This is a genomic window from Aureibaculum luteum (assembly GCF_003449015.1).
Classification (GTDB): domain Bacteria; phylum Bacteroidota; class Bacteroidia; order Flavobacteriales; family Flavobacteriaceae; genus Aureibaculum; species Aureibaculum luteum.
On the sequence record NZ_QRGD01000004.1, the window covers coordinates 146,889 to 171,898 of the forward strand.

General features: G+C 31.8%; 13 protein-coding genes. 4 read left to right on the plus strand and 9 right to left on the minus strand.

Annotated elements, in window-relative coordinates; genetic code table 11:
• Positions 1-6 precede the first annotated feature (6 nt).
• The 8 genes from D3P13_RS11340 to D3P13_RS11375 all read right to left on the minus strand — a co-directional run bounded on the left by D3P13_RS11340 (position 7) and on the right by D3P13_RS11375 (position 14,301).
• The gene (locus D3P13_RS11340) at positions 7-2,817 is read right to left on the minus strand and encodes a heparinase II/III domain-containing protein (RefSeq protein WP_117882455.1); all 2,811 of its coding nucleotides are present in this window, start codon (positions 2,815-2,817) and stop codon (positions 7-9) included.
• Complete coding sequence (locus tag D3P13_RS11345; RefSeq protein WP_117882457.1) at positions 2,817-4,805, minus strand: glycoside hydrolase family 97 protein; 1,989 nt, start codon at positions 4,803-4,805, stop codon at positions 2,817-2,819. Before D3P13_RS11345 ends, D3P13_RS11340 begins: the two co-directional genes overlap by 1 nt.
• Positions 4,806-4,818: 13 nt before the next feature.
• Positions 4,819-7,635: a heparinase II/III domain-containing protein gene (locus D3P13_RS11350; RefSeq protein ID WP_117882459.1), complete on the minus strand. Its 2,817-nt coding sequence runs from the start codon at positions 7,633-7,635 to the stop codon at positions 4,819-4,821.
• Between the two features lie 5 nt (positions 7,636-7,640).
• Positions 7,641-9,116, minus strand: a complete 1,476-nt coding sequence (locus D3P13_RS11355; RefSeq protein ID WP_117882461.1) for a sulfatase-like hydrolase/transferase — start codon at positions 9,114-9,116, stop codon at positions 7,641-7,643.
• Positions 9,113-9,943: an alpha/beta hydrolase gene (locus D3P13_RS11360; RefSeq protein ID WP_117882463.1), complete on the minus strand. Its 831-nt coding sequence runs from the start codon at positions 9,941-9,943 to the stop codon at positions 9,113-9,115. The genes D3P13_RS11355 and D3P13_RS11360 overlap by 4 nt, the downstream gene beginning before the upstream one ends.
• A gap of 113 nt (positions 9,944-10,056) precedes the next feature.
• Positions 10,057-11,382, minus strand: coding sequence for a sugar porter family MFS transporter (locus tag D3P13_RS11365; protein ID WP_117882465.1), 1,326 nt, complete (start codon positions 11,380-11,382; stop codon positions 10,057-10,059).
• A 33-nt stretch (positions 11,383-11,415) separates the two neighbouring features.
• On the minus strand, positions 11,416-12,507 hold the full coding sequence (locus D3P13_RS11370; protein ID WP_117882467.1) for a glycoside hydrolase family protein: 1,092 nt from the start codon (positions 12,505-12,507) through the stop codon (positions 11,416-11,418).
• 21 nt (positions 12,508-12,528) lie between these two features.
• Complete coding sequence (locus tag D3P13_RS11375; RefSeq protein ID WP_117882469.1) at positions 12,529-14,301, minus strand: alpha-L-fucosidase; 1,773 nt, start codon at positions 14,299-14,301, stop codon at positions 12,529-12,531.
• Between the two features lie 287 nt (positions 14,302-14,588).
• On the opposite strand from D3P13_RS11375, the gene D3P13_RS11380 reads away from it, so the two are divergent.
• From D3P13_RS11380 to D3P13_RS11395, 4 genes are all read left to right on the plus strand, one after another.
• Positions 14,589-16,508, plus strand: a complete 1,920-nt coding sequence (locus D3P13_RS11380) for a glycoside hydrolase family 97 protein (protein WP_117882471.1) — start codon at positions 14,589-14,591, stop codon at positions 16,506-16,508.
• Between the two features lie 63 nt (positions 16,509-16,571).
• A complete protein-coding gene (locus D3P13_RS11385; RefSeq protein ID WP_117882473.1) occupies positions 16,572-17,444 on the plus strand; it encodes an alpha/beta hydrolase in 873 nt (290 codons plus the stop codon).
• A gap of 56 nt (positions 17,445-17,500) precedes the next feature.
• Positions 17,501-19,051: a sulfatase-like hydrolase/transferase gene (locus D3P13_RS11390; RefSeq protein WP_117882475.1), complete on the plus strand. Its 1,551-nt coding sequence runs from the start codon at positions 17,501-17,503 to the stop codon at positions 19,049-19,051.
• 80 nt (positions 19,052-19,131) lie between these two features.
• Entirely contained in the window at positions 19,132-20,529 is a 1,398-nt protein-coding gene (locus D3P13_RS11395; protein ID WP_117882477.1) for a sulfatase, read from the plus strand.
• A 26-nt stretch (positions 20,530-20,555) separates the two neighbouring features.
• On the opposite strand, the gene D3P13_RS11400 is transcribed toward D3P13_RS11395, so the two are convergent.
• Positions 20,556-24,755, minus strand: a complete 4,200-nt coding sequence (locus D3P13_RS11400) for a hybrid sensor histidine kinase/response regulator transcription factor (protein ID WP_117882479.1) — start codon at positions 24,753-24,755, stop codon at positions 20,556-20,558.
• Positions 24,756-25,010: the final 255 nt, after the last annotated feature.

The following is a 25,010-nucleotide window of genomic DNA, read 5'->3' on the forward strand; positions in this document are numbered from 1 at the left end:
TTTGTATTAATATTTTATTTCAATTTTTTTGTATGCCTTTTCTATTTTAAAGACCAATTGATTATCATTGTTTCTATTTGTTGTTCCTTTTCGCTTTGAAACCATTTCACCATTCTCATACAATCTTAACTCTGCTGGTTTATCCCCTTTTACAAATGGCATATTAATCGTAATTGGACCATCTGTAGCTATTAAATATCCTACTTTATTACGTTCCATTGATAGCGTAAAAGGCGTACCAGATGTTATAATATTCCAACCGTCATTTTCATATTTTTCCATCCCAGAAAGAAATAAATACTCTAATTTTTTATTTGTTTTAGATTCACGCGTAATAGAGAGTAATCCCTTTTGAAAAAAAGCATCTTTTGCTGCGACATCATTTTCTGATGCATTTAAAACTATTCTATCTATTGTTTCTTTATCATCTAGAAGTACATCAATCAGTTGTGTATTCGGATAGTTATCAAGAGAAGCATAAGTAACCTTTTCAATGGGATTTTTACCATTTTCCATATACGGATTATACACTACCGCAAAAGGGTTTTTCCATGCTGCTTCGTCTCTTTTTAAAATTAGGGTTGGCATTGGTTCCTTTAAAAATTCAGTAGGAGCCGTACCTTTACTTATCGCATTTGACTTAGGTGATTTTACACTATATATAGTTTGATTTTCACTTCCTTTAACCCACAACCTCATCAAATTATCAGGGTTTCCTTCACTTTTTAATTTAAATAGAGCCTGTAAATCATTAGAAAGAATAACCTTCTTTTTATCCTTGTAAAAATCATAACCTTTTAAATCTCCTTTTTTAGAACTTAATTCGTCAGTTGTAGCTAGTTTTATGAGTTTATTTTTAGAATCAAAAATTTCTAAAGATTGACCTAAATTATGATAAATATATTCATGTTTTTGTTTTCCTACTTTTTGTTTTTTAGATCTAAAAACATCTACAATATAACCTTTATTAGTATTTGATTTTATTAGTGCTGTAAAACGTTGCTGATCAGAAACTGTTTCTGGTTCAAAAAAGGAAACCATTGAAAAACTCACTTTATTAAAAGCGGGTGTTTCACCTATTTCAGGATAGTAGTTCTCTAACTTATAAGGGTTATAGGTACGCATAGCTGCGTAATCAGATTTACCGTCTACAATTACCGTATTATGTGCGGGAAAACGAGAATAATATTCTCGATGAGTAGGATGCCAGTAACTTGGCCCTTTACCAGAATCTGGACCTAACACATAATTGTTTGCATATAATTCCAATGAAATACCATTGGCATGTGCATGGTTACCAAATGAACCAACAGTAGATACCATTAAGGCATCATCACCTTTACCCATTCGTTGATTAAACATACTCACATTTGGTGCATAAAAAGTTGGAGATGTTAGGCTTTCTATATTTGATTCTTTAATAGATTTACTGGTTTTTAATTCATCTACATAGAAAAACAATTGAAAAAAATCTGAGGCTTTACGGGTGTATAATTTATCTGAAATCATTTTAGAGAGTAGACCTGAAATTAGTTCTTCCTTATCCTTTTCATTATATTTTTGATAATTTGAAATTAACAACTCAAAATTTTCTGGTGGTAGAATTTTATGATTGGCATCTCCAAAGCCAAGTGTATAACCATTCGGAAACAAATATTGAAAAGAAGATAAGGCTGCCTTTTCAACAATTGGGTAATTCAAAAATTCATTGTTATTTGTAGCATGGTCTAATAATGTAAAGATTCGCAACAGTGTAGTTATCACATGGACAGAATAGGATGGCGATTCAGGCCAAATTCCTGTTTCATGATCATACACCAAAAGTGACTCTTTAACTGCCAATTGTCTGTCTGTAGATGTTGTAAAAGTATGGTTTAAAAAATATTCTGTCCCTTTGCCATTTTTATAGCTTTCATTTTTATCTAAAACCAATCCGATATAAGTTAAAAAACGAGCTTGAAAAAGATTCCAGTTATTATCAGGGATTCCATTTTTAATAATTTGATCTCCCCATTTTTGAAAAACAGCAACAGAGTTCTCTAAATTCGTATTCTTGGCTTTTAAGTAATCATATAAAAAATCATAAGCAGTAACTAATGAAACGACAATACCTTCATGGATAACTTCAAAGGTTGCCAATCCTGAAATATTTTGCTGTGTTGAATTTTCTAAATCAATGGGTGCATCTCTGTAATGCATACCGTTCATATAAGTTATAAAAATTGGAGTCGCTAATTCAGCATATTTTTTCTTGCCAGTAAGCCAATATAAAAAGGCAGCATCTTCTGCGATACCCATTATTTGCTCGTTGATTTTTTCAACAGTAAACCCTGCTTTTGATGGATGAACCCATTCCATCTTTTTTGTTTTTTTGTGCTGTAAATACAAACCTCTTGAATCATCAAAATAAGGCTGTACATTTTCAAGTTTAGGACGGTTATAATCTGTTGCCCAATCTCTTGTACCCGAATATCTAACTGTTGCTACGGGAGCGGAACCTTCTGAATGTGAAAACTTCCCTCCTTTTAAAAAGACCTTATTATGTTTTGTTTTCCAGTTCATCTGTAATCTAGAAACCAACCATTTAGAATCATTCTTTACCAGTTTTAGATATTTTTCAACCTTTTCTTTTTTCTGATCTACCAGTTCCTTTTTCCAACTCGTATTTTCAATTGTTTTTAGAAATGCTTCCTTTGAATCATTTGTTATATAAATTCTAGGATGCTCACTTTGTTGAGCTGTTGAGCATAAGACCCAGAATAAAGTTAGCCCAACTAAAAATAAAAACTTTAGGTTATTATTAATTCTTAATTTCATTATTGTTTTATTAAATGAATAGCAAATCCATTATTACTTTTTAGGATTAAATCTAGTTTTGATTGATTGCTAATCTCCATTTCTTCTATTTTAACCTGCGTTCTAGTTTTCACACATTCGTCATCCGTATAAACTTTTGCTTTGTAAATTTGATTTTCTTTCAAAAATGAAAAATCTAATGCTACTTTACGCTCTGTTACTCCATTAATCCCACCAATAAACCAGTCGTCACCTTTTCTTCTTGCAATTACTCCTAATTCACCAATTTCTCCATATAAAACTTTGGTTTCATCCCAAGTAGTAGGTACATTATCAAAAAACGCTAATTCAGGTTCATTTCCAATATGTTTTGTATCTCCCCATAAACCATCATTTTTTTCTGGTGAAGCAGCAGGTTTGTCATACCAATATAAAAATTGCAACGGACTAAACAGACACACTGTTTTTGCCAACTGTGAAGCATGTGACCCCATATTATCAACTCTTTTATTATAATAACAAACGGTGTTATCTGCAGCACCAGCTAACATTCTAGTAAACATGGTGATTAATGTATGCTCATTAGAAACCGTTTCTTCGTCGCCACGAATGCCTTCTTGTGTTAGTAAATTTGGGTAGGTTCTTGAGAAACCTGTGGGTCGATACTCATCATGTACATCAACAATCATTTTATATTTAGCAACTTTCTTTATGGCTTCATGCATCCAAGCTGTAGCATTTTGATCTCCAACTCGAACAAAACCAAATTTAATACCTGCAATACCCCACTCTTTAAATAATGGTAGTAAATCATCCAATTGTTTTTCAAGCGATCTCCGATTGACATAAAGTATTACACCAATCCCTTTATTTTTTCCATAAGCCGTAACAGCTTTCATGTCCAATGGTCCCTTAGATCGTTTTGGATCTAACGTCACAGTTGTGGCGTCCGAACTGTTTTTCATCTCGTCTCCATACCAGCCAGCATCGAACATGATATATTGCATATTATGAGTAGCTACAAAATCTATAGCCGCAATGGCACCTTTGGTAGTAAGTGTTGTTTCTCGTAACACTTTTCCAGGTTTAATCCAAGACTCATCTGCTATTTCTGAGGCATCATTTAAATTCTGAATGAGGTAGTTATTTTCAAGAAGTTCTCCATAAGATTTCCCCATCATTATTACACGCCAAGGTGATTGAAAAGGTAGTTTTTTATGCACTGTAGCTCCATTACTATCACGATTAGAGGTAATTGCCCCCGTAATTGTATCTTGTTTCTGCTCAAATATTTTTCCATCAAGTTCCGCGAGAATACTGTATTTAGAATTAGTACCTTTATTAAAACTTAATCTCGCATAATCTGTCAGTTTTGCTTCTGCCAAAGCCACAATCAAACTATCATTCATTTCAATGACTAAGGGACGCTCAATTCCATTCTCCAAACGACTCAAGGGAATTTTCTTGTACTCACCTTGAGCTGTTAGTTTACTTGGCTCACGTTTTGGGGTTGACCAAACTTGATAATCATTGTCAAAGTTATAATTGATTTTTTCATCCAATCCTATTTCAGAAATATTGTTCTGTATCGGAATTTCATATGCAAAAGAGATACCTTCATTATATGCCCTACAAACAACATTAAATAGTGCATCTCCCCTTTTTAAAAATATTTTAACTTGGTTATAATGATCCGGTACTGTACTCAATTCACTAAAATTAGAATGCCATTCACTGTTTACAGTTGTGTTTTCCACTTTCAAAACAGATAACTTACCAGAAAAATTAATTTCATTTGAAATAAGCAGTAATGATGACGGTAGTATAACATCTCTATTATTATAGGTAATTGAAAAAGTAACCGTATTACTTTTTGGAGCGTTTAATAAATTAAAACTTTTAGTTCCGTCAGGAGATTTCACTTGAATGATTTCTATACCTTCATCGCATGAAATTATTAGCAGCAAAAAAAATACCCCAACTAAATAAAATCTTCCAAAGTATCTCATAATTAATTTAATATTACTTTTTTAATTCAATTGATATGTCTCGATAATCCATAGGCTGTACTTTAAAAGATACTACAAATTTACCATTCACTTTTTTACGACTTCCTTTTAATTCTTTGAAACCTATTTTTAAAATTACATCACCTTTCTTAAAGTTATCTGGTACAGTTAATAAAACCGAAGTATTACATGAAAGTTGTAATTGTTCTCCGAAAACAAGTATTGCTGTTCCTGATTTTTTTCCTAATATTTCAAGTGTGTATCCTGATTTTTCAATCTTTTTACCTTTACCAAGAAAAAGTGTTGTATTTCTTTTTTCTTGGGTAACAATTCCAAAAGTGCCATTAAGCAACATATCTTCATAATTATAACTATCGCTCTTATCTGAAGAAAACACATAATCAATTCTGTCTAATAAACTTTCAATTTTTAAACCAACAAAACTGTTGTTATTATCTGTATTAAAAGTTTTAATACTTTTTAAGGTTGATGGCTCACTGCGTGTTGATGGCTCATAAATAGCAACAAAAGGATTGTTCCATGCTTCGCCTTTTTGGCGAACTACCAAAGTAGGTTGTAATGCCATGGCCACTTTTTTTGGCACCATGGCGTCTCTTAACGCTTCAGAACGAGGCGATTTTACTTTAAATATTTCACGATTTTCATTACCGTTCATCCACAAATTCATACTTATACTTTCTTTTCCTTCAATAGATAAATTAAAAGTTGCTTTAATATCCTTATCTGTTTTAACCGAAGTTTCATCTGTGATATAATCATAAGCTTCTATATTCCCTAATTTTGAAGTTAGTTTTGCACTTGGCTGTACGTTTAATATCTTATTTTCTGAGTCTGACAATATAAATTCTTGACCAAGGTTATGATAAAAATAATCGTGGTATTTATCGTTTATTTCTCGGGTTTTAGATCTAAAAATATCAATATAATAGCCTGACTTTTCTCCAGTTCTTACAATACTCATTGTTCTATTTTGATCTGAATTTGTACTTGGTTCATGAAAATAAAGATCTGAAAAATTAATGTTGGGATAATAGCCTGTTTTCTGTTCTGATGCCGGATACAAGGCATTCACATCAAATGCATAATAACTACGCATTTTGTTGTATTCAGATTTTCCATTCACTGATACTGTATTGTGAGCGGGAAACTGTGAATAATACTTGCGATAATCAGGTTGAAAATAACTAGAACCTCTACCTCCTTCAGGACCTAATACATATCCTTTTCCGTAAAGTTCCATTGCAATTCCATTGGAATGAGCATGATTACCTAATGAACCTACTTGAGAAACCATTAACCCGTGCTTAGCATCCAATCCATTTCTCATAGCAACCCAACTAATATTTGGTGCATAAAAAGTGTTGGTCATATAATCTGCTTCATTTGCAGGCTGAATAGAAGTATCTAATTTAACTTCATCGTCATATAAAAGACGCATAATTGTATTTTCATTACCCTTAATGTCTTTTATAATTTTATCCTTATTAGTAAGCATATAAATTAGAGAAGTATACTTTTCTTCTTGTTGCCGTTTGTTAAATCGTTGAGCGTTTTTTACTAGGTCTAAAAAGGGTTCTATTTCAAGTGGACCATAATGAGAATCACCAAAGGCTACAATGTTTTTATTAGGATAAAGATATTGAGGCATAATGGTAACTGCTTTGGGAATAATAGGCATTCCTTGCATAACATCAACGTCTAAGGATCCTTGTATTACCATTGCCAATTCAATAAAGCCTTTGGCTACACTAAGTGCATAACTAGAACTCTCGTTCCATATTCCATTATTTTGATCATAACCATACGCTAAAACATCATTCACCGACCATTGTCTTGCTTCTGATTCATTAAAAACACGATTCAAATAATATTGACAACCTTTACCGTCTTTATAAGCCTTATCATTATCTAAAACCAAAGCTATTTGAATAATATAATTTGCTTGATGAAGATTCCAATTATTATCAGGCACTCCATTTTTTATAATAATTTCGGCTAGTTTTTTTAGTGAAGCTGTATAAATATGCATTTGCTCCTTTTTATTGGTGTGCAAATACTCATAAAGAAAATCGAAAGTCTCTGCCAATTCATCAACAATACCCTCTTTTATTACTTGAAATGATGTTAAGCCTATTATGTTTTGAACATTTCCTTTTTTCAAATCAACAGGCTCCTTTCTATAATACAATCCGTGCATATAAACATCAAACAAGTGTGTGGCTAATTTTGCATAATCTTCATCACCTTCTATAAAATATACCAGTGCAGCATCTCGAGCAATACGCATAATATTTTCATTTGTATTCTCTATGACACGCCCCGTTTTCGGAGGGGAAACCCATTCCCATTTATTTGTTTTCTTGTGTTGAAGATATAATCCTCTTTTATCTTCTAAATAAGGAATTGCATCTTCCAATTTGGGTGTTTTATAATCTGTAACATAATCACGTTGCCCGGTGAAACGTACGGTTGGTACAGGAGCCTTTCCTTCGGCATGAGAATAAAACTCACCATTTACATACACATCTGTAGCATGGGACTTCCAGTACATTTGAAACCTTGAGGACAACCATTCCGCATCGGTACCAAATTGTTTTACGTAGTTAGAAGTTTTATTTTTAAATGCATTATATGATAGTTTTACATCATCAGATGCATTTATCATTTGAAAGATATTTGATTTAGTAACTTTTGAAGAAATAAGTCGAGGATGTGTTCTTGTAATCTCCTTTGGAAAATCAAATTGAGCATTAACGATGTTAATCAAAAACAGATTGACACAAATAAAAAATATTTTCAAATTATTCATAATAATTATTCATTTCGAGTCCAAATATGACTTCCCTCCAATAATTCTTGATATTGAGTTTTAAACTCTTTTTTTAATTTGTTAAAAATTTCAGGCTCCTTTAAAGATAAATCTTCAGATTCATTAATATCTTTCTTTAAATTAAATAGGACAAAATCAGTTAATTTAGCACTTTTAACGAAGTCTTCATTACCATCATATAAATTGTGTATATGTGGTAATTCGGTATGATCTACTTCTAAACTTCCCATTATTTTCCATTCACCACTTCGCATGGCCACTCTACGTTTATTAATAGCATCATAAAATGCCCAAATTAAGGGTTTACTTCGCTCAAAAACGCCATTATCTAATAGGGACTTAAATGATTGTCCATCTAATGTTCTATCTGGTAATTTGGCTCCTGAAAGCTCAGCAAAAGTTGGTAAAAAGTCTAAAGCAGAAACAACAGCATCTGAAGTTCCTGAAAAATTATTTTTTCCAATCCAACTTACAATTCCGGGTACTCTAAAACCAGCTTCATTGGTCCATAATTTCATTCCTTTTAATGCTCCCGGAGATCCGTAAGAATGTTTTGCTTTACTATACCTCATTAAGGTTTCAGGTCCATTATCTGATGAAAACACAATTAATGTATTCTCACTATTATTTTTCTTTAAATAAGATATTAACCTTCCAACAGCTAAATCTACATTTTCTACATTGGCAAAATATTCTGCCTCTTCCCTTTTGTCTGTAAATTGTAGATACTTTTGGACTAAATCTTCGGGTGACGCAATAGGTTCATGAGGTTCATGAAAAGCAACTTCTAGAAAAAACGGAGCATCACTTTCTTTCTTTTCTAACCATTGAATGGCTTCATCCACTATTATTTGACTGCTATAACCTTTTATTTCTCCTACTTTTTCACCGTTACGTATAAAATTTTTAGGGTTTTGATGACTAGGTGCCGCATTATTATGAGTTGCAAACCAATGATCAAATCCAAAATCATTAGGTTGTGGTTGTTTATCCGAATTAAATCTAGAGCTACAATGCCATTTACCAACCAAACACGTGGAATATCCTACTGATTTTAATAACGACGGAATGGCTATTTCATCAGCTTGTAAATGGACTAAATCTCTATTATCTTCGCTTTTTTTAAGCCCCGGAATAAAATCATAAACACCTGCTCTGTTAGGACTCCGCCCTGTAAGTAAACCAACTCGAGATGGTGAACAAACCGGTGCTGCAGCATAAAAGTTAGTTAGTTTAATACCTGATGCAGCTAATGCATCTAAATTTGGCGTTTGTATAATAGGATGACCAAATGAGGATAAATCGCCATAGCCCAAATCATCGCATAATAAAACTACAATATTGGGTTGTTTTTCAATTACTTTTTCATTTATAACCTGATCATTCTTATCAAGTACTTTTGATTTACATGAAACACTAACCAAAATAGTTACCACAAATAGGCATCTAAAAATATTCATTTTAATTTAGTATTAGAACTTTCAAAGAAGTCATTAAAAAACAGCATCTGATATTTAATAGAATTTTTCCAATACGTATTGGTATGTCCTCCAGGGCGTTCAATATAATCGTGTGGAATATTTCGTTCTAGCAGTTTCTTATGTAATCTCTTATTCGCATCATAAAAGAAATCATCAACACCACAATCAAAAAGAAACTTTAAATTTTTACCATCTAATAAATGCACCAAATTAATTACGGTATTATTCTCCCAAGTTTCTTTATTTTCAGCATAAGACCCCAAACGTTTAGAAATATCCCAACTTCGTGGAAAAGGTCTAATATCTACACCTCCACTCATACTAGCTGCTACTCCAAAGATATCTGTATGTTTAAAAGCTAGATAAAGAGCACCATGACCGCCCATACTTAATCCGGCAATAGCTCTATTTTTATATGAAGCTTTTGTGTTATATGATTTGTCAATTTGTGTAACGAGTTCTTTAGATACATAGGTCTCATATTGCATTGTACTATCAATAGGGCTATCAAAATACCAGCTCGTTTTATTCCCGTCAGGACAAACAATTATCACATTATATAAATCAGCATACGTTTTAATTTTAGGAGCTTTTTTTAACCAATCTTTATAATCGCCACCAGCACCGTGTAACAAATAAATTACGGAATAGGCTTGCCCTTTTTTAGTATAGGAGTCGGGCGTTATCACCACATTTTTTATGTCTTTATTCATTGTCTTGCTATGTACAATAAGTGTATCCGTTTTAGACGCAAATACAGAGATAGCAATAAAACAAAATAGTATAAAGCTTATTCGGTTTTTCATATTTTTATATTTTTTTCATATCCGTAATTAGTAATAATATAGCATAACATCATGCTGTCCCCACACTTCGGGACAAGGTGACGAATTGATTATGTCACATTACAGATAATCAGTTATTTTTTCAGCATAACATCTTCCAATTCTTCCAGCGTTTTACCTTTCGTCTCGGGCATCATAAAGGCTACAAACAATAATTGTAATACCATCATTAGTGCAAAAACTAAAAACACAACTCCCGGACCAATCATAGGATGACTAAATAAAAATGGTATTAAAGACGGTATAATAGCAGCTAAAACCCAATGCGTTGAGCTTCCAAAAGCTTGACCAGAAGCTCTTAAATGATTTGGGAAAATTTCAGAAATAAATACCCATATTACTGCACCTTGACCAACGGCATGTGCTGCAATAAATAAAAACAAAAATATTGGCACAGCCATACCCGTCCATCCCAAGAAAAATGCTGCTGAAACGAGACTTAAAGATATAATATATCCAATAGAACCAATGTACATCAATGTTTTTCTTCCTAATTTATCAATTAAAAACACACCCAATAATGTAAAAACAAGGTTCGTAACGCCAATTCCGATACTACTTAACAACGCCGTACTTTCACCAAGACCAGCCTCTTCAAAAATACGAGGTGCGTAGTATAAAAATGCGTTGATCCCTGACAACTGATTAAAAAATGCGATTAGGAAAGCTAACATTAAGGGGAATCTATATTTTTTTATAAATATATTCTCCGATTTATCACTTTTTTCTGAATGAGCTTTGAACTCTATTATCTGTGCTTCAACATCAGCTTCTGGTTCAATTATTTTTAAGACTTCTCTAGCTTCTTCTTCTCTAGATTGTGATAATAACCATCTTGGACTTTTAGGTAGTTTTAAGGCAAATAAGATATATAATACTGCTGGAATAGCTTCTACTCCAAGCATCCATCTCCAAGCATTTTCACCTAAATCACTTAACAAGAAATTAGACAAATAGGCCATCATTATACCAAAAACAATATTAAATTGGTACATAGCGACCAAACGTCCTCTATCTTTAGCAGGAGCAATCTCAGAAATATAAGCAGGGGCAGCAATTGTAGATGCTCCAACTCCTATACCTCCAATGAAACGAGCAAATGCAAACACGTAAGGATCATTAGAAAATGCTGATCCTATAGCAGAAATAGCAAACAAAACCCCAATTACTATTAATGTGTTTTTACGTCCATATTTATTTGTAGGTATGCCACCAAAAATGGCTCCAATAACAGTACCCCAAAGTGCGGCTCCCATTACAACCCAACCATGAAAAGAATCAGATGATTCCCATAAAAGTTGTAATTTTTTATCGGCTCCTGAAATTACGACTACATCAAACCCAAATAAAAATCCAGCAAGGGCAGCTGTAATAGACCATAATAGTATTTTTTTGTTCATCTTAAATATAAGTTTTGTAAGTATTAATTTAAATTATTTTGTGTTTAAAGGAATAACCATATTCCATGTTTTAGTACCATTACCAAATCCACCTGGACCATTCATAGTTGCAAAAAAGATATGGGTTGGAATTCCATTTTCAACAAAAACAAAAGGACGTTCCAATTGACCTTGTTTTATGTTTTTTCCATTATCCCATTTAATTAATTTTGTATACGCTTTTGCATTTTTATCAACAACCCAATTAATTCCATCTTTAGAATGAGCTAATAGTCCGTCACCTTTACCACCTGTTATTACCCCTCTTTGATCTTTGGCTACCATATGAAACCCATTATCATCACTCCATAAATGTGGATCTTCAATTTCTCCAAACCGTTCCATTGAAAATAATGGTTCATCGTCAATTACAGTATATTCACCATCAAAAGACGATGCTGTAGCCACACCAATACTCATATCTCCATGTGTAATACCATCCTTCTTATAGCCCCTACCTTTAAATAGCAAAATAACAGATCCATCTTTTTTAATTAATGGTGAAGGGTTAGAAGTTAAAAAACTATAATATGAATTCGGTTTTACATCTAAAATAGGAGCATCTGAACGTTTCCAAGGTCCATAAGGACTTTTTGATGTTGCAATACCAATACGCTTACCCCATCTTGCTGCGATACACCATTTACTTGATAAAGTAAACGCGTTAATGTTGTCGGCAGTAACATCTTCAAAAGGATGTGTGGAGCCCATATAATATAAAATATAGGTGTCTTTATACTTTACAATTTTTGGATTGTGACATGATTTTCCATCCCAATATTGCGTTCCTCTATCACCTAATGCGACATCTATATATTTATAAGGTCCCTCTGGAGTATCAGAAACCGCATGAACAATTTCTGAAGCAATCATCCATCCTGGATGAAATGGTAAAGATTTTGGCCAACGTGATGCATACATATGATACTTATTGTCCTCTCCTTTTATTACAGAACTTCCCCACACCCAATAATCTTCCATTTCAAAACCACCATTTACAGGTGCTTCCTTTAAATTATCAAAAATAAAGTTCTGTGCTGTGCATGAAGAAATAACTCCTATAAATAAAAGAAAAAAATATTTCATAAATTAAATTAGCATTTAGAATTAATTTTTAGATGGTTTAAGAGTTACTTCTTTTAAGTTAATGCCCTTCCATTTATTTGCAACAGGCATTAAAGAAACTTCATATTTACCTGGTTTGGAAATACTGAAATTTTCAAATTCTATTTTTTTAAACCTTTTAGAATTACTACCACTTGCCGGGATTTTGATTACTTTAGTTTCTCCGTTAAGTAAAACCTCTATTTCATTATCCTCTTGACCTGAATACCCTGCAACTAATGCAAAATTGCCAGGTGTATCTATTTCAAAAGTCCAATAAACTCTTGCTGTTTCACTATCCCAACTACTAATACAATCTAATTTCTCATTATACTGAGCACCTGGCCCTTGTAAATTTTCGTATTGAGCTCTATAAGCTGGTAACCTAACAAGACCTGACTCATCTTGCCCTAAACTTTGTTGAGGCAACGCATTGGGAAGAGTATTCAATTTTAGAACAATTACCGATGCTATACTATCAGGAGCATCTCCCGTTAACTTTACTTCAATACCATCTTCTAAAGATTGGGTTTTAAAAGTTCTTGATTTATCCGTTAATAAATAGCAGGCTTCAACTTCATTTCTAAGTCTAATTGGAAGTGTAACTCCATCTTTCCAGTCATACACATGTAAATATAACAACCCTTTATTATCAACAGTTTTCATTGTAATTCTACCCCATTTCGGCTCCTCTTTTGTTGGACTAGCTTGCGTGCCATAAATGGCTTCACTATTTTTATTCATCCATGATCCAATAGCCTTTAAACGTTCAACGGCTTCGGGTTTTAAGACACCATCACTGGTGGGACTTACATTTAGTAAATAGTTCCCCCCTTTGCTACTTTGATCAATCAAATTATGAATTAAGGTTGGTATTGATTTAAAGTTATTATCGTCACTTCGGTATCCCCAACTGCCACTGATAGGTTGACACAATTCCCAATATTTTGCTTCGGGCTGATATCTTGGTCCATTACGTTCAAATGTTTTGTGATCACCAGGATAATCGTCTCCTAAACGATCATTTGTAATAATATTAGGCTGTAAAGCTGTTGTGATATGATGTAAACTATCAACAACAGATTTTGTCATTTCTCTAGGTGTATCCCACCAAAAAATGGCAATTGGCCCATATTCAGTTAGTAATTGTTTCACTTCAGGTAGTGCTTTTTGATATACGTACGTATCACTACTAACGCGTTCTAAAGTATTATCCCATGTATTACCCATACCGCCTGGATGATGCCAATCTTGAGCCTGAGAGTAATAAAAACCAAACTTAATTCCTTGCTTTTCACATTCTTCTGCCAATTCTTTCATTACATCTCGCTTAAAAGGAGTTGCATCAACCACGTTATATTTACTGCTTTTAGAATGAAACATTGAAAAACCGTCATGATGCTTTGCAGTAATAACCATATATTTCATACCTGCCTGTTTTGCTAGACTTACAAATTCTTTTGCGTCGAAATGTTCAGGGTTAAATTGGTCTGCAAACTTTTCATAATCAGCAATAGGTATTTTTCCCTTGTTCATTATCCATTCTGCACTATTCGTTTGAGCTTCTCCCTTATAAAATCCAGCAGGTACTGAATATATACCCCAATGAATAAACATACCAAATCTTGCATCTGACCACCACTCCATTCGATCTTCATCAGTGATTACTTTTTGGTAGTCTTTATTTTCTAATAGTGACGTATTCTTTTGCTTTCCCTCACATCTGATATTAAATATAAGCACGAGCATTAGCAATAAGATTCCAGTTTTTTTCATGGAGTATTAATTTGAAATATTGTTTATACAATAATAAAAACAATAGGCTTTATCTAGTATAAATCATGAATCATACATTATAAAATATAGTTCATTTAAAGATATTATTTTATAGTAGTTAATAAGAATAATTAAAAGTAATAAATTAAATCAGTTTTAGACTTCGTTCTAAATGGGTATTAAATGGGTATTGAATTGATAATGCTGATTCATAGTTTATATTTATTTTTATAAATATTTATTAATATTGTATAGATCTAATCTAATGAATTCATCACATAAGCACTATGAAGAGTAATTCAAGTAATATTATATGTTTACTTCTTTTTGTATTTTTTACATCACTATCATTTTGCAGTAATACAGACACCATTGTTAAAAAATTATATTCACCGGATGGAAATCTAATTATCAATATTGATAATAATGAGAATAATGAGAATAAATTAACATATTCACTAAAAGTGAATGGACAAACATTAATTTCAAAATCTTCAATTTCATTATTTCAAAATTCTAATGTAGAAATTTTAAAAACAGAACAAGTAAAAGTAAATACAACTTGGACGCCAGTTTGGGGACAGTTTAGTGAAATTCAAAATTATTATAATGAACTAAAAGTAACCCTACTTCATAATAAAACACCCTATAAACTATATATAAGAGCCTATAATAATGGTGCTGCTTTTCGCTATGAAATTGATCAAATTTCAAAAAACTCAAAACCAATTTTTAGCATTGAATATAGCTTACCTAAAGATAGCAAATTATATACACCTGCACGGGAAGGGAAACCTAAAGGCCCTTTATCTATGCAAACTTTATTTGATGCTTTAGTAAAACAAAAATTAGTAATGCCTATTCTTATTGAAAATACAGAAAAGCCATTTATGGCGTTGTTAGAATCAGATTTGGCTAGTGCTCCAGGCTTTGAGGTAATCGATTTTAATTTTGACAAGAAAAGGAATAAATTAATAGCTAAGAATGAATATAATTTAAAAAGCAACAGTTTAATAACACCTTGGAGACTGATTCTGTTTGAAAAAAATATTGGAGATCTTGTTACTAATACGGTACCTCTTAATGTTGCGGCCCCAAATAAAATTTCGGATCCTTCTTGGATAAAACCAGGTAAAACCCTGTGGGACTGGAGAGTGCATGGATATAATACTGAAGATGGATTTACCTATGGCATTAACAATGAAAGTTACTATCGTTTTATTGATTTTGCAGCAAAAAATGACATTGAATATTTTCTAATTGATGATTCTTGGTATACTGATGTAAAAAAAGGGCATATAGAAATGTCAGAAAAATTAGATTTACAAAAAGTTTCAGATTATGCAAAGAATAAAGGTGTTTCATTAATTTTATATTACGATAGGCATAAAGGTGTATATGGAGATAAAAAACTCTTTTCTTATTATAGCTCTTTAGGGATGAGTGGCGTTAAATATGGTTTTATGGGTAGAAATGTTTCCTTTTCAAAGGAAGCCATAAGACTTAGTGCGGAAAGCAAATTATTAATTGATTTTCATGATAATCCCGTTCCATTTACTGGAATGACAAGAACTTACCCCAATGCAATTGCTAGAGAGTATTGTCATGCACAGCAAGATTCAAGACGAGCTTTTACACCGGAAGCATTTATTAGAATGGCACTTATTAATGCTATTCAAGGACCATTAGACATGAATAATGGTATATTTGATATTACTGGAGTTAATGATGGTAATCGAGAAAAAGGGCCGAAAAAGTTAAATTCTTTAATTACTACGGTTACTGCTGAAGCTGCCAGAACATTAATTATCTTTAGTGGTTTAATCTGTTTACCTGATGCTCCTGAAGCATATGCCGCTAAGTTAGATTTATTCGAATTTTTACAAAAAATGCCCGTTGGTAAATGGGACGAAAGTAAAGTATTACATGCTAAAATGGATGAATATATCTCCACCGCCAGAAGACATGGTGATGAATGGTTTATAGGCTCTGTTCATAGTAAAGGCGGAAACTTAGCTATCAGTTTAGATTTTCTAAAAGAAGAGCTAAACTATAAAATTACTTATTATGAAGATACTGAAGAAACAGATAGTAGCACAAACCCTGAAGCTTATCAAATACGAAAAGAAACAGTAAAAAAAGGAGATGTAATAAGTGCTCAAATGGTAAAAGGAGGTGGACATTGTATGTGGATAAGACCAGAATAATATTTATCCTAGCATTGTTAATCAGTAAATACAAAATAGGAAATCTTTTAAGAATCAAAATACATGAAAATTAAAAATTTAATCAATCTATTAATAGTTTTTATTTTTACAATTCAAAATATTTCTTCTCAAGATATAGAGCCAGATAAAAAAGTTTTTTTTAAAGAAGTAAATGGAGATAGTCTTTATTTGCATTTATTTCAACCTAAAATTTCCAAAAAACCAACAGCAGCTATTGTATTCTTTTTTGGTGGTGGTTGGACAAGTGGAACTCCCAAACAATTTTATCAACAATCTAAATATCTAGCTTCAAGAGGTATTTTAGCCATATCAGCAGAATACAGAGTTAAAAACGTTCACGGAACCTCTCCTTTTGAAAGTGTAGAAGATGCGAAATCGGCAATTAGATGGGTTCGCTTACATGCGAAAGAATTACATGTTGACCCTAATAAAATTGTGGCTTCTGGCGGCTCTGCTGGTGGACATATTGCTATCTGTACTGCACTAATTAATGGACTTGAAAACAAAAATGAAGATTTAACAATAAGCTCCGTGCCCAATGCAGTGATTGGTTACAATCCTGTTCTTGACACTACTGTGAAAGGTTATGGAGCTAAAAAAGTTGCAGGTCGTGAAACTGAAATATCACCATGTCATCAAGTAAAAAAGAAACTGCCCCCCATGTTATTATTTCATGGAAATAAAGATAAAACGGTACCTTATGAAAACGTGACACGTTTTACTTCACTAATGAAAGAAGCCAGAAATAAATGTAAACTGATAACAGTTAATGGTGTTGGACATGGCTTTTTTAATGGTCGTTTTTTTAGAAAAGGCAGTAGTGATAAATATTTCAATTTAACCATGTATGATACAGACCTGTTTTTGAGAAAATTAAGATTTATAAAAGGGAAGCCGACTATTAAATACAATTAAGTATTTACATTACTAATAGCGTAATGATTTGAAACACTATTTAAAATAATACAACAATGAAACCATTCAAAAAATCAATAAAGTACAATCAATTATTAATACTGTTAATCTTACTTTTTATAAGTCCATTTGATCTCTTTGTTATTGCTCAGAATAAACCCAATATCATTTTTTTAATGACAGATGATCAACGCTGGGACAATATGGGTTGCTACGGAAAACCTGAATTTAACACACCAAATATTGATAAACTAGCAAGTAAAGGTGTCATTTTCGACAAAGCCTATTATGCGGTGGCCATCTGTATGCCGAGTCGTGTAACAATGATGACAGGCAGATACAACTCAAGCCATCAGGTGGGGTTTGTAGCACCAACTGACTATACTTTATCACAAACTGATTTTGCAAATGGATATCCGGCATTACTTAAGAATGCAGGATACCGTACTGGTTTTATTGGCAAGGTTGGTTTTACGGTCACGGAAGAAGCCACACGACCGAGTACACCAAAACAACATTACTATAAAGAACATATGGGTAATGTTTTTGATTTTTTTGCAGGAAGTGAGACCTCTGATAGAAAAGGTTTTGTTACTTGGCCCGAAGATGATTTAGAATTAAAGGAAATATATAAAGAAGGACGAGAAAATTCTGGGAGAACTTTAAGAACAGGTGAAGCCATGTTACGTTTTTTAGAATCCCAACCAAAAGACCAACCTTTTTGTCTCTCTGTTAGTTTTTATGCTGTTAAGCATGATAATGATAGAGATATGTATATGCCACATTTTGATCAATTTAAAGATGAAGATTTATCTGTACCTAAAAATTGGGTTGAGGGTGAAAATGAAAAACTACCATCCGTAGTTAAAGATAATGCTAGAGGAGTTCGTTTTCATAAACAACGGTCATCTACACCTGAACTTTACCAAAAATTGGTACGACGGTTTGCCACTCAAGGTTATAGTGTTGATGATCAAGTAGGACTTTTGGTTAAAAAATTGAAGGAAAAAGGCATGCTTAAAAATACTATAATTATATATACTAGTGATAATGGTCGTTTTCAAGGATCACATGGTCTATTCGATAAATGTTTATTATATGAAGAATCAGTTAAAGCTCCGTTAATTGTCTATGACGGAAGAGTACCTGATACTAAACAAGGGTTTCGAGAAGATGCACTTATTTCATCTGTCGATATGGCTCCTACTATTCTATCATTTGCAGGTCTTGATGCCCCTAAAAGCATGCAAGGTAAAAACTTCGGTGGAATCTTGAACAAAACACAAGATATGTCCAAATGGCGAGATGCCGTGTTTATGGAAGACCTTTTTCTAGAAAGTATGTTTCATTCTAGATATAAAGAAAATGTTGATGAAATCAATGAAAATCTAATTAAGAATAACAAATCTTACCGGAGTCATGGTGTTCGGACAGAGCGTTACAAATACTTTGTGTATTATGAACATTCTCCAATAATTGAAGAACTATATGATGTGGAAAACGATCCATTAGAGCAGCATAATTTAGTAAATAATCCAAAATATAATCTTACACTTAATAAGTTGCGAAAAAAGACAGAAGAATTATATCAGGAGGCAAAAAAGTAACTATAGATTCTTTTACTGTTCGATATCGTTAAAATACAAGCGTGCTTGGTTAAATTTGAATTAAAAAAAGATTTGAATGAATGAAAAATTTAAAAATAGCTATTAAAATATTTGTGTTGTTTATTATAATAGCATCCTTTAATACAACAGACAAAACAATCCTCAAGAAGGAAGAAAAGAAACCAAATATCGTTTTTATTGTAGTTGATGACCTTGGTTATTCTGATGTAGGCTATATGAATTATAAAGAAGAAATTCAAACACCTAATATAGATAAGCTTGTTACAAATGGTATGGTATTTACAGATGCTTATGCAGCCGCTCCTGTGTGTTCTCCAACTCGTGCAAGCATTATGACTGGAAAATCACCCGCAGCCTTAAAACTTACGTGTCACATTCCAGGTATGGGTATGGAAAAATATTTAAAAAAGTTAAATAAAGGAAAAAAACTAAAAGAAGGCTATTTTATTGATCATTTACCACAAAAGGAGGTTACTATCGCAGAAGTTTTAAAGACTCAAGGATATTCCACAGGTTATATAGGAAAATGGCATTTGGGAGGCGATGGTTCTATGTACACCAACGATGGTATTGTAAACCCTGATTATCTGCCAAATAAGTATGGTTTTGATACCAACGTTGGTGGCAATGCATATGGACAACCAGCGAGTTATTTTTCGCCATACAAAAATGGCACCCTAAAAGATGGACCTGTTGGAGAATATTTAACCGATAGATTAGGAGATGAAGCTATTTATTTTATTGAAAAAAATAAAAATCAACCATTTTTTTTAAACTTCGCAACCTATACTGTACATACTCCGTTAGCCGCTCCTGTTGAAACTATGAATAAATACGATGGAAACAAATATTTTGCAATGATCGAAAAGCTAGATCAAAATGTTGGTAAGATAATGCAAAAGCTAAAAGCATTAGATCTATTGGAAAACACAATTATTATTTTCTATTCCGACAATGGAGGTTTATGGGGAAACCTTCCCTTAAAAGGAAAAAAAGGAACTTTAAATGAAGGTGGAATACGCGTTCCTATGGTTGTGAATTGGAAAGGAAAAATAAAGTTAGGTAGTTCTTGTAACACTCCAGTTACAAGTGTTGACCTCTACCCTACTTTGTTGCAATTAGCAGGCATTTCTACTAAAAATTATACAGAATTAGAAGGGCAAAGTCTTTTGCCTTTATTATATGGTGAAAGTACATTTACTAAACGGTCTCTATATTGGCACTTTCCGCATCACAGAAAAGAAGGACTCTCTATGGGTGCTGCAATTAGAAATGGTAAATGGAAATATATTTATCAATTTGAAACACAAAAAGAATTTCTTTATAATCTAGAAGAAGATATTAGCGAACAGCATAATTTAGTAAGTAAATTTCCTCAACGAACAAAAGAATTATCAAAAGAGTTAAAACAATGGCAACATAACGTTAAGGCAGAAATGCCAGCTATAAACAATTAAAATTACAGTCATTCATTCTAAATAATTTAAGTAACTGTTTTTTTATTCTTTTCATTCTGTTCAATATACTGGCTAGGAGTTAGTTTGAATAATTCGCGAAATGTCTTACTAAAATAAGCTGTAGAATTAAATCCTGACATATAGGTTACTTCCTTAATAGAATGACCATTTTTCAACAGTAATTCAGAGGCATAACGTAAACGTATGGTCCTAATAAAATAACTAGGATTATTACCCGTTAGTGAGTTTATTTTTCTATAAAATTGAGAACGACCAATGCCCATTTCTTTTAAAAGGTGATCTTGTTTAAAATCTAGATCACTAATGTTTGACAAAACAATTTTAGTGGCTTTATCTAAAAACGCTTCATCTAAATTATTAGTAGTTACTTCACTTGAAGGGAATATACCTCCAATTTCAGAAAATCGTTCTCGTAATCTGTTTTTTGCCAATAGCAAATTATCAATTCTTGACCTTAAAACACTTATTACGAATGGTTTAGACAAGTAAGCATCGGCACCGTTATCATAACCTACTATTCTATCTTCCGCCAAGGTTCTCGCTGTTAATAAAATTATTGGTATATGAGAGGTTTCTAAGTCCGTTTTTATCAATTTACACATTTCAAACCCATCCATTTTAGGCATCATAACATCACTAATCACAACGTCTGGATAGTACTTTTTAACCATTTTTAATCCTTCCTTACCATTAACCGCTTCTTTTATTGTGTATGAATCCTTTAAGTCATTTTTTAAATGGATTCTTAACTCTTTATTATCTTCAACTATAAGTAATACAGGTAAGTCTTTATTAACTTTAATACTCTTTTCATTTTTAGGATCTACTGATAAATTATCATTTGATATTATCATATTATATTCAACAGCCTTCATGGAATTAATTAGATATTCATTCTTTACATTTTCAACTTTTTTAGATTTAGAATTTACATCTAATGGCAATTTTACAATGAATTTACTTCCTTTTTTTCGTTTGCTATCTAAAGATATTTTTCCTCCATGCAGTTCAACCAATCCTTTAGTAAAATTAAGTCCAATTCCTGTTCCAGATTTTGTTTCATCTACATTATAAAATCGAGAAAAAATACGATTCTGTTGTTCTTTGTCTAATCCTACACCAGTATCTTCAACTATTATCTCAATATATCTAGTTAATTTTTTACCTTTAAATAATGTGAAAGTAGATTTACTTTCCTTCTCCTTTGAGGTGTTAATTGTTACAGAAATACGCCCATCATTATTAGTAAATTTAATAGCGTTAGACACTAAATTTGTAATGATTTTTTCTACCTTGTCAAAATCAAAAAGACATTTTATACTTTTAGATGTACTTTCAAAAGTATAGTCAATCTCTTTCTTTTTAGCCAAATCTTTAAAAAGAGTAAAAATATCGTGGCTAAATTTTACAATATCCCCCTTTTCTAATTGTAATGGAGACATACCGGCATCCATTTTTCTATAATCGAGTAATTGATCTACTAAATGCATTAGTCGTCTAGCACTACGTTGTATTGATGTAGCTGACCGTTTAGTAACTTCAGGGTCATTATTAAAGTTTGATAAAATCTTATTTACCGGATTTAATATAAGTGTTAAAGGTGTTCTAAATTCATGTGACACATTTACAAAAAACTGAAGTTGTTTTTGGTCTAAATCATGTCGTTGAGCTTCTTGAATCTTTAGTGTGTAATAGTGTATGACAGCAAATAAAATAAGAGCTCCAATTATAAAATAAACGAAATAGGCCCACCAAGTTCTCCAAATTGGAGGGGCTATCACTATATTAATAAAGTCCATTTTAGCAGATTCCCAATCTCCTGTTATTGATGCTTTCACTTCGAAGGTATAATTACCTGATTCTAAATTTGAAAGATTAACAACTCTATTAGAACCTAAGTTTATAAACTCATTGTCAAGACCTTGCATTCTATAAGCATATTGTACTTGTTCTGAATTATCAAAATATAAAGCTACAAACTCAAATGAAATATAATTCTCATCATAGTTCAAATTCAAATCCTTAATTTTTGAAATCCCATTATTTAAAAGTACTCGCCCATTTATAGAATCTCCTTCAACTACTATTTTATTATTCAACCTAAAGTTTGTTATTTGAGGCTGTAGCTCTACCAAACTCGGGGCTTTTATATCATTAGGCTGAAATATATTAAAACCATTTATTCCACCAATTATAATCCTGCCATTTTTAGTTTTCTCAATTGATTTACTTTGAAATTCAGGTCCTTGTAGTCCATCATGAGCATTAAAATTTTTAAACTGATGTGTTTGAGGATTAAATAAAGACAAACCACTTTTAGTTGTTATCCAAAGGTTATAATTATCATCCTCTTTTATACCAACGACAAGATTATTAGGTAGCCCATTTTGAGAAGAATATGAATCCAATAGTTGTAAAGTGTTATCTAACTTAAATACACCATTGTCAGACCCTATCCAAATATTTCCATTATGATCTTCTGTAACATAATTTATTCCACCTCCTTCTAAACCTTTTTCTTTGATAAGTTTAAACCTTATATCTTTTGGAATATATTCATCTAATTTGTTTAAATCAACAACATTTAAGCCCAGAGCTGTACCGATAAACAAACGATTTTTAGAGTCAATGAAGGTGCAGATTACAGAATTGCTAACCAGACCATTTTCTTTTGCAAATGTATTTTTATAATTAGAAAATTGTTCACTTAACGGATCATAAAGACTTAGACCTTCGGTTCTTAAACCAAACCAGATCCTGTTTTTATTGTCCTCTACCCCTGACCATACTGAACTTTGACCAATGGAGAGTGAATCTTTTACATTATGCAAAAACGTTTTAAATGTATTTGATTTTGGATTAAATTTATTAACACCTCCATCTAAAGTACATACCCAAATAAATCCGTCATGACTTTCAAATGTGTATAAAATTTTATTTGAACTAAGACCATTATTAAGATTAGGATTACTACTAAAATGTTTAAAGGATTTTGTTTTTTCATCAAAAAGATTCAGACCACCATTATAGGCACTTATCCAAATTCTTCCTTTTGAATCTTCTAAAACTGACTGTACCGTTTTTTGATTAAGTCCATTTAAATTATTGGGCTGATAGTAATAATGACCAAAAGCATAATTTGATGGGTCTAATTTACTAACACCTTTGTCATAACTTCCTATCCAATAAATACCTTTATTATCTTCAAATATTTTACTTGGTTTATTATTTGGAAGGGTAAAAGGATCAGAAAAATCATTTACAATATGCTGTTGTAACTCCACAACATCATTCTTTTTATTAAACAAATACAATCCAAATGCATCAGTTGAAATCCAAAAAAGACCTTTTGAATCTTGAAACATATCTAATATTGGAGTCTTTTTATCGACTACAGAAATGTGTTTAAATGTATTTTGCTTCTTATTCCATAAAATTAAATTAGAAAGATCATTACCTATCCAAAAATCTCCATCGCTATCAATAAAAACCCTTTTGGGCATGTGATTAAGTTCATAGGTTCGATTATTTTTAATTAAAACCCGATCAAAATTATTTTTTTTATAATTATATCTATTTAGATGTTGACCATTAGTCGCTATCCATATAATATCTTTTTTATCCTTTACTATAACATTTACCTTATTATTATCTATAGAGTTTGGGTTCGTTTGATCATTTATATAATATGAAAATTTATAGTTCTCTATATTAATACTATCATCACCCAGAGCAATTTTTATGATTCCATTATTTGTTCCTACCCATAATGTATTATTAATACTATCATAAAATAAATCATTAATAATTTTTTGTGTTCCATTCGCTAATGATAAGTCACGGTAAAGGTTAATTCGTATAAAATTATTCTTTTCCTTAACAAATAAGTTCAATCCATTATTAGTACCAACCCAAAGATTACCTTCATTATCTTCAGTTATTGCATTAATTCTATTATTACTTAAAGACTTTGAATCATTTAAAACAGATTTAAAAATTTCAAATTCATATCCATTATATTTATTTAGACCGTCAATTGTCCCAAACCATAAAAACCCTTCTTTATCTTGAAAAATTTCTACACAAGTACTACTTGACAGACCATTATATGTATCTAAGTTCTCGAACTTTAAATTGTTGAATTGACTAAAAACTAGATTAGTAATTAAACAGAAGCTGTAAATAATGTAGTTTTTAACACTCATTTTTGATGTGTAATAATTCAATTAGAAAACTCCAATTACTATTTTAGTGTTACTGTAATTTATAGATTTCTATAAATTACTTCAATCATGGTAGTTTGAAATAAACCATTGCCACCAATATTTCCTTGAAAAGTCGTATTAATCAAGTAATGTCGAAGATAATAATTTAAGTTTTAATTCCAAATTTAATAGTATTTCTTTTGACAATATACCACATTTCGGTTTTACAGATAAAATATCAGTATTCATTCTATT